Here is a 7,658-nt window from a genome sequence, read left to right as displayed (position 1 = left end):
CCTCGATGCTGGGGCTGGGCGCTCTGCTTGCCACCTCGGCTTCGTTGTTTACGGTGCTGAAATGGGTGGGCGCTGCCTATCTGATCTATCTCGGCATAAAGTTGTGGCGTGCGCCGGTATTGGGTGCGCAGTCGAGCGATGCTGATGTAACGGGCAGGGAACGGCCGTTGCGCATCTTCCTGCACACCTATGTGGTGACGGCGCTGAACCCGAAAAGCATCGTGTTTTTCGTGGCATTCCTGCCGCAATTTCTGGTGCCAACCCAGCCGTGGTTGCCGCAGATGGTGATTTTTGAAGTGACTTTCCTGGTGCTCGCCACCATCAATGCCGCTCTTTACGGGCTGTTGGCATCGGCTGCGCGCAACACCATTCGCAAACCGTCCGTGCAGAAGGTGGTCAACAGAACAGGCGGTAGCCTGTTGATTGGTGCGGGTTTGCTGACGATGGGCTGGAAGCGGGCGGCTGGCGCATGACTTAACGCGTAGATGACCTAGCGCGTAGATGTGGACCAAAATGCAAAAAGCACAGACGCCAGGAGTGTCGTCTGTGCTTTTCGTTTCCAGGGCTAAGCCCGGAGGAGGTCGGGCGTTATCAGAATACGGCGAGGTATTTCAGCAGCGAAATAATACCGATGATGATAACGATAACCTGTGCGATCTGCTTGGCACCGCCTCCAAGTGGCAGGCGAGCGATCAGCCAGAGAATGAGCACAATGACCAGAAATGTAATCAGAATGCTGATGAGAGTAGAAGTAACCATTGGTCCCAGCTCCTTTAATTTTTCCAACGGTTCTTGACCGTTGCCAATGAAATGCGTTCATCACCACATTGGTTCCATTGCGGACAATACAATTGAAAAAAATCCTATCGGATGCGGAGAATGTGAAATGACCCAGGTGAAAGTGAAAACCAGGCCCACAGGGGCAACTGCCGCTCTGGCACGCATGGGTCAGCCAACACTGGTAACGCCAACCGGTGGCAGGCTTGACGTTACGACCAGTGCGTCCGATGCCGGTTTCAACCCGATTGATCTCCTGTACTCATCGCTGGCGGCCTGCATGGTGCTGAGCGCCCGTATTGCGGCCAGCAAGCTTGGCATTCTCGACCGGTTTGAGAATGTGACGGCTGAGGTTAGCGGCGAAAAAGCCAAAACCGAACCGTCGCGCATCGAGATCTTTCACATCGCGCTTGATATCAAGGGTGATTTTAATGACGAGGAGCGTCAGGCCATCGGCCATATGGCCGAAGATATCTGCACCGTCAGCAATACGCTGCGCGGCTCGGTCGAGTTCACCTTGACGGTTAAAGCGTAAAACTCATGCCTTTGGTGCGTGAGCGGCCTTTTGCCATTTGCGCACCAGACGATCTCTCTTGAGGCGCGACAGTCTCTGCAGCCAGAACATGCCATCAAGCTGGTCAATTTCATGCTGGATGCAGATGGCGTGAAAGCCTTCCGCATCCTCTTCATGAAATACACCATCAACGTCCTGATAGCGCAGGCGAATGGAAGAGGGGCGTTCCACCTCGTCGGTGTAGCCCGGCATCGAGACGCTGCCTTCGGTGTGGCGCAAGGTCTTTTCAGACACCGAGATCAGTTCCGGGTTGATATAATTTCTCACCCCATCCTGTGGTGACAGTTCCAGCACGAACACCCGCTCAAACACACCGATATGGGCGGCGGTGATGCCAACGCCGGGCGCCGCACGCATGGTGTCGAGAAGGTCTGCGCACAGGGTTTTTACCCGCTCGTCAAAGACGGTCACTGGCTGGCATGTCTGGGCAAGACCTGAATGCGGGTAGGGAAGAATGGGCCTGATTGCCACATTAGGCTCCGCTGTCTGGTGATGGTTGCATGGACGCGCCAGAGGTGGCGTATGCGGTTGTTGTCATTTCTTCGCCGGATGGTGACAAGGTCACAAAGGTTCGTTGGGTGCGGTCATCGCGCTTGGTGACGGTAAGATATGTGCCGGAAAGCGCGGTGATTTCACGCAGGACAAGCGCATGGGCAATGCCAAGTTTTTTGGAAAGACTGCGGCTGTCTGCGCCAATGCCGAGATGAATGGCTGCAAGCAGAGCGGCCCCGGTGGCGTCAACGCCATCCGGGGCCGTTTCCATCATCTTGTCCACCATCGCCATGAAGCGTTCGGCGGAACCTTCATCCGACATTAGGCGGCCTCGGTCTCGGCGTCGGTGCGCAGGCGCACGGAAACGAGAACCGACTTGGAGGTTGGTGTGAAGCTGCCTTCGCCATAGCTGTGCAGCGGAACAAGAACGTTCAGCTCAGGGTAATAACCGGCAATGCTGCCTTCCGGGATGTTGTATGGCACCAGACGGAAGTTTTCAGCCACACGGTCAATGCCATCGCCGTATTCGCCAATCACGTCTACACGCTGCTTGGCCTTGGCACCCAGCTTTTCCATGTCCTTGGGGTTCATGAACACCACCTGGCGTTCGCCATAGACGCCGCGGTAACGGTCATCCATGCCATAGATGGTGGTGTTGTACTGGTCGTGGCTGCGGAATGTCTGCAGCACGAACACGCCTTGCTCGCCAAGCGCCTGCTGGTGCTCGGTCTTTTCTGGAAGCGCGCCGGTAAAGAAGGTTGCCTTCTTGGCCGGTGTGTTCCACTCGCGCTCGGCGGCGGCATTGCGCAGGTGGAAACCACGCGGCACGCGCACGCGCTCATTGTAGTTGTGGAAGCCCGGAATGACGCGCTCGATCATGTCGCGGATCAGGTCGTAATCCTCGGCCATGGCGCGCCAGTTGACGTGGGCATTGCCAAGGGTCGCTTCGGCAATGCCGGCAACGATGGCCACTTCCGACTTCAGCTCAGGCGAGGCAGGCTTGTTGATGCCGCCAGAGCCGTGAACCATGCTCATGGAGTCTTCAACCGTGACAATCTGCGACACGCCCTTGGAGTTGCGGTCAATTTCCGTGCGGCCAAGGCATGGCAGTACGTAGGAAACCTGACCCGGCACCAGATGCGAGTGGTTGAGCTTGGTGGCGATGTTGACCGTCAGGCGCTGCTTTTCAAACGCCTTGATGATCAGCGGGCTGTCCGGTGTTGCACGCAGGAAGTTGCCGCCCAACGCGATGAAGGTTTCTGCCTTGCCGTCCAGCATGGCGCTGATGGCTTCCACGGTGTTGTGGCCACGGTCACGTGGCATGGGGACGCCCAGTTCCTTCTCCAGCGCGTCGATGAGGGCAGGTGGTGCCTTCTCGTCGATACCAACGGTGCGGTCGCCCTGCACGTTCGAGTGGCCACGCACCGGGCAAAGGCCAGCACCGGGACGACCGACATTGCCGCGCAGCAGCATGAAGTTGGTGATTTCGCGGATGGTGATGACCGAATGCTTGTGCTGGGTAACACCCATCGCCCAGGTGGCGATGACGGCGTTCGAGGTCATGTAGATATTGGCGGCTTCCTCGATCTGCTCGCGGGTCAGGCCGGACTGGTCGATGATGACATCCCAGCTGGTCGCGTCGACGGCTGCGCGATAGGCGTCGAATTCCACGGCATGTTCGCTCAGGAAGTCGTAATCGATGATAGCAGGCTGACCGGCAGCGCGTGCGGCATCATCGGCTGCAAAGATGACCTTGCTCATGCCGCGAACGGCAGCCATGTCACCGCCCTGGCGTGGCTGGTAATAGTTGGTGGCAATCTTGGCACTGCTACCGGTGATCATTTCAACCTTGTCCTGCGGGTCGGTAAAGCGCTCAAGGCCCTTTTCGCGGATTGGGTTGAGAACAACGATGCGCGCGCCACGCAGCGCTGCACGGCGCAGGTCGCCCAGCATGCGCGGGTGGTTGGTGCCGGGGTTCTGGCCAATGCAGAAAATCGCATCGGCATGCTCGAAGTCTTCCAAGAGAACAGTGCCCTTGCCAACGCCGACGGAGGCTTTCAGGCCAACGCCGCTGGCCTCGTGGCACATGTTGGAGCAGTCAGGGAAGTTGTTGGTGCCGTAGAGGCGCACCATCAGCTGGTAAAGGAACGCAGCTTCGTTGGATGCACGGCCAGACGTGTAGAATTCAGCGCGGTTTGGATCCGGAACGCTTTTCAGAACCGAACCGATTTCGGCGAAGGCTTCGTCCCACGACACGGCGACATATTTGTCGGTGGCGCGGTCATAACGCATCGGGTTGGTCAGGCGGCCCTGAAGTTCCAGATCATAGTCGCTCCAGCCGCGCAGTTCAGTCACGGTATGGCTGGCGAAGAAGTCTGGCGGAACGCGCTTTTCAGTAGCTTCCCATGCCACGGCCTTCACGCCGTTTTCGCAGAACTCGAAGGAGGAGCCGTGTTCCGGGTCGCCCCATGCGCAGCCCGGGCAGTCAAAGCCGTCCGGCTGGTTGGCTTTCAACAATGTGCGGGCACCGGAGATTGGTGCACCAGATTCCAGCAGTCGCTTGCCAACACTTTTCAATGCGCCCCAACCACCAGCGGATGAGGATGCTTTGCCGATGAAATCCATCTTGCCCATGAGCGTGTCTTTCCCAAAATTTTTATGCTTCAGCGCAATTCCTGCGCCTTCTGGTCGCATTGCCTGATTTGCAATGTCATGTTGTATTCCCCAGATTCCCCCACATAAGCCATATGTCAACTTGTATCTTCGTCTGAGAATTTCAACTGTTGGTCATCAGCGTCGCGATTTCGTCGCAGGAATCGGTTTAAAGCGGTAGTTCGCGACCGCATGATATTGTCTTGCCGATCAAATTTTCCCTGGCACCCATCTTGCCTGATTGTTGACAATACGGTTTTAAGAGCCATTCTCCAGCCAGCCCGAAATTCGGGGGCATTCACGTTATACAGGGGGCGCCAATGACCGATCTGGACGAAAATCGTCACGAGCCTGTGGATGTGAATTCCAGCACAAAAGCCTCAGATATCTACTCGGAAGACGGTTCCATCCGTTCCGACTTCCTAACCATGGTTGGTGCTGCGATCGCCGATCGCGACCTGCTGTTCCTGCGTAAAAATGTCGCAAGGCTGCACGAGTCCGAACTGGGCGATCTGATCGAATCCATTCTGCCGGAACAGCGCCATTCGCTGGTGCGCCTGCTGGGTGATGACTTCGATATGACCGCCTTGACGGAGGTCGATGAGGCGATCCGTCTCGACATTGTCGAGCAGATGCCGAACGAGCAGATTGCCGCCGGTATCGGTGAGTTGGATTCGGACGACGCCGTCTACATTCTGGAAGACCTTGACCACGAAGACCGGGAAGAAATTCTCGCTAAGCTGCCGTTTACCGAACGGGTCCGGCTGCGTCGTGCGCTGGATTATCCGGAAAGCTCGGCCGGTCGCCGCATGCAGACCGAATTTGTCGCCGTGCCGCCGTTCTGGACGGTTGGCCAGACAATCGACTACATGCGCGAGGAAGAGGAGCTTCCCGAAAGTTTCACCCAGATTTTCGTCATCGATCCGACCTTCAAGCTGGTTGGCGCGCTTGATCTCGACAAGCTGCTGCGTTCCAAGCGGCAGGTGAAGATCGAAACGATCATGCATGACACCAACCACCCAATTCCGGCCGAGATGGACCAGGAAGAGGCGGCCCAGCTTTTCGAGCAGTATGACCTTTTGTCGGCGGCTGTTGTCGATGAAAACGGTCGTCTGGTCGGTGTGCTGACCATTGACGACGTGGTGGACGTTATTCAGGAAGAGGCGGAAGAAGACTTGCTGCGTCTGGGTGGTGTCGGTGACGAAGAACTGTCGGACTCCGTCTCCAGCACCTCGCGCTCACGTATGCCATGGCTTGCCGTCAACCTGTTGACAGCGTCGCTGGCAGCATCGGTGATCGGGCTGTTTGACGCAACCATCGAACAGATCGTGGCGCTTGCCATTCTGATGCCGATCGTGGCTGGCATGGGCGGCAATGCCGGCTCACAAACCATGACGGTGACGGTACGCGCGCTTGCCACCAAAAACCTTGATATTCACAATGCCCGGCGCATCATCGGCCGTGAGGCCGGCGTCGGTATTCTCAATGGCCTGCTGTTTGGCTGTACGATCGGGGTGATTGCCGGTGCATGGTTCCATGACGGCACGATTGGCGGCATTCTGGCCACCGCCATGATCATCAACATGTTTGCCGCAGCGCTGGCCGGCATTCTCATTCCCATCGTGCTCGACCGTTTCGGCGCCGACCCAGCGGTGTCATCGGCCGTGTTCGTGACGGCGGTCACCGATATTGTCGGGTTCTTCTCGTTCCTCGGTCTTGCGACCTGGTGGTACGGCATATGGTAGGGCAGATGCTCTGCCATCCGCAGGGGCAGTAGGCTGAGCTGTCAGGGAAATGGAAAATTGACTTTTACGTTAAGGTCAATATAATTGCTTCCCTGACATGAAGCGGATCGGCAAGTGAATAAATATTATAGCATCACAGAGCTTACACGGGAATTCGGCGTTTCAACAAGAACGCTGCGCTTTTACGAAGACGAGGGGCTCATTCATCCAGAACGGCGAGGTCGTACGCGATTGTTCAGGATGGCCGACCGCAGGCTTATTCAGGAAATTCTCAGAGGCCGCCGTATTGGTTTCACCATCGCCGAAATCCGCGAAATCATTCAGGTCTACAAGGAGCCGCCGGGCGAATCCGGTCAGCTCGAGATGCTGATGAAAAAGGTGGATGAGAAACGCAATGAGCTGCGCCAGAAGCGTAAGGACATTGATGAAACGCTGGCAGAACTTGATAATGTCGAAGAGGCCTGCCTGACACGCCTCGCGGAAATCGGTGTCGGTACCTGACCGTTTCAACAACCTGATAATGTGAAGCCGCTGTCTCTACAGCGGCTTTTTTGTTGTCGTCACTGCACTTGTCGTGTGCATTGAAGCGAGATTTCTTCGATTTTAACCTGCTCTGGCTGGCTCAGTTTACTGGCCATCATATTGTCGAATATATTTTCGGCCTGAAGTCTTTCCAACGTGCAGCCGCAGAAGCTCTGACACATTTCGACACTGTTTCCGCCGCTGACGCAGGTTCGTTCGCAGCTCTTCTTGAACTCCTCGACCATATCGACCGGTGGCGGCGGTGCGACCAGCGATGCGAGATAAACGAGACCAACCAGAATGGGCTGGTGGATCAGGTAGAAGGCAAGGCTGTGCTTGCCGGCTAGTGCCAGAGGATTGCGCGGATGGCTTGGGGTGCGAAAACGATCAAGCCAGCCAGCGGGCAGGGCGATTTTTGCAGCGGTGAGGCCGAGCAGAAACGGCGTCAGCCATGGCAGGATTGGCACGTAATCATTGGAGCGCGGGGTAACAGGCGAAAGCCCCACCCACAGTAGCCATGGCGTGCTGAAAATATCGGCCGTCAGATAAAACGGTGCCGCAAGTGCCGCTGCGGCAACGATCAGCGTGACGATGATGGGAAGGCGCAGGAACAAAAGGCCGATCAGGCTTGCTGCGGCGATATTGTGCAATATGCCGAAAAAGATCATGCCCTCGGGCGTGGCAATGGCTGTTGCCACCGTGATCACGACGGCAGCAGCAGCAATCATGGCAAAACGCTTGCGGAAGGATGGCCAGTTTATGCCCCTGGAATGGGCAAGATAAAGGCTGAAACCGGCCAGAAACAGAAAGCTGCTGGCAATGCCGCGCGCATAGATCTTCCAGAGACCTTGGGTCGCGGTGCCCGGTTCGAGATAACCGAACAGCTCCAGATCCCA

9 protein-coding genes are annotated in these 7,658 nt (G+C 56.8%); 4 read left to right on the top strand and 5 right to left on the bottom strand.

Features of this window, described 5'->3' with window-relative positions:
- The coding region (locus RT613_RS16265; RefSeq protein WP_313616983.1) for a LysE family translocator at window positions 1-473 on the top strand (473 nt) is incomplete at its 5' end.
- Window positions 474-591: 118 nt separating this feature from the next.
- Here the strand turns inward: RT613_RS16265 and RT613_RS16260 are convergent.
- The gene (locus RT613_RS16260; protein ID WP_313616981.1) at window positions 592-759 is read right to left on the bottom strand and encodes a Thivi_2564 family membrane protein; all 168 of its coding nucleotides are present in this window, start codon (window positions 757-759) and stop codon (window positions 592-594) included.
- Between the two features lie 127 nt (window positions 760-886).
- On the opposite strand from RT613_RS16260, the gene RT613_RS16255 reads away from it, so the two are divergent.
- The gene (locus RT613_RS16255; RefSeq protein WP_313616980.1) at window positions 887-1,312 is read left to right on the top strand and encodes an OsmC family protein; all 426 of its coding nucleotides are present in this window, start codon (window positions 887-889) and stop codon (window positions 1,310-1,312) included.
- Between the two features lie 3 nt (window positions 1,313-1,315).
- Here RT613_RS16255 and RT613_RS16250 read toward each other — a convergent pair whose 3' ends face one another.
- From RT613_RS16250 to RT613_RS16240, 3 genes are read right to left on the bottom strand one after another with little or no spacing between them, the layout of a single operon-like run.
- Entirely contained in the window at window positions 1,316-1,822 is a 507-nt protein-coding gene (locus RT613_RS16250) for a peptide deformylase (RefSeq protein ID WP_313616978.1), read from the bottom strand.
- A gap of 1 nt (window position 1,823) precedes the next feature.
- A complete protein-coding gene (locus RT613_RS16245) occupies window positions 1,824-2,165 on the bottom strand; it encodes a hypothetical protein (protein ID WP_313616976.1) in 342 nt (113 codons plus the stop codon).
- A complete protein-coding gene (locus RT613_RS16240; protein ID WP_313616975.1) occupies window positions 2,165-4,477 on the bottom strand; it encodes an FdhF/YdeP family oxidoreductase in 2,313 nt (770 codons plus the stop codon). Before RT613_RS16240 ends, RT613_RS16245 begins: the two co-directional genes overlap by 1 nt.
- A 338-nt stretch (window positions 4,478-4,815) precedes the next feature.
- Here RT613_RS16240 and mgtE point away from each other — a divergent pair, with 338 nt between their 5' ends.
- Window positions 4,816-6,240, top strand: coding sequence for a magnesium transporter (gene mgtE, locus RT613_RS16235; RefSeq protein WP_313616973.1), 1,425 nt, complete (start codon window positions 4,816-4,818; stop codon window positions 6,238-6,240).
- A gap of 114 nt (window positions 6,241-6,354) precedes the next feature.
- Window positions 6,355-6,741: a MerR family DNA-binding transcriptional regulator gene (locus tag RT613_RS16230; RefSeq protein WP_313616972.1), complete on the top strand. Its 387-nt coding sequence runs from the start codon at window positions 6,355-6,357 to the stop codon at window positions 6,739-6,741.
- A 59-nt stretch (window positions 6,742-6,800) separates the two neighbouring features.
- Here the strand turns inward: RT613_RS16230 and RT613_RS16225 are convergent.
- A partial coding sequence (locus RT613_RS16225; RefSeq protein WP_313616970.1) for a DUF1624 domain-containing protein occupies window positions 6,801-7,658 on the bottom strand: 858 nt, incomplete at its 5' end.

It is taken from the genome of Agrobacterium sp., assembly GCF_032092815.1.
Classification (GTDB): domain Bacteria; phylum Pseudomonadota; class Alphaproteobacteria; order Rhizobiales; family Rhizobiaceae; genus Agrobacterium.
Note: the sequence above shows the minus strand (reverse complement) of the source record. Positions and strands in the feature narration are given on the sequence as shown.

Excerpts from the sequence above, each read along its gene's own strand:
- RT613_RS16260 (WP_313616981.1), bottom strand. The coding sequence starts at position 759 with ATGGTTACTTCTACTCTCATCAGCATTCTGATTACATTTCTGGTCATT.
- RT613_RS16255 (WP_313616980.1), top strand. The coding sequence starts at position 887 with ATGACCCAGGTGAAAGTGAAAACCAGGCCCACAGGGGCAACTGCCGCT.
- RT613_RS16245 (WP_313616976.1), bottom strand. The coding sequence starts at position 2,165 with ATGTCGGATGAAGGTTCCGCCGAACGCTTCATGGCGATGGTGGACAAG.
- RT613_RS16240 (WP_313616975.1), bottom strand. The coding sequence starts at position 4,477 with ATGGGCAAGATGGATTTCATCGGCAAAGCATCCTCATCCGCTGGTGGT.
- mgtE (WP_313616973.1), top strand. The coding sequence starts at position 4,816 with ATGACCGATCTGGACGAAAATCGTCACGAGCCTGTGGATGTGAATTCC.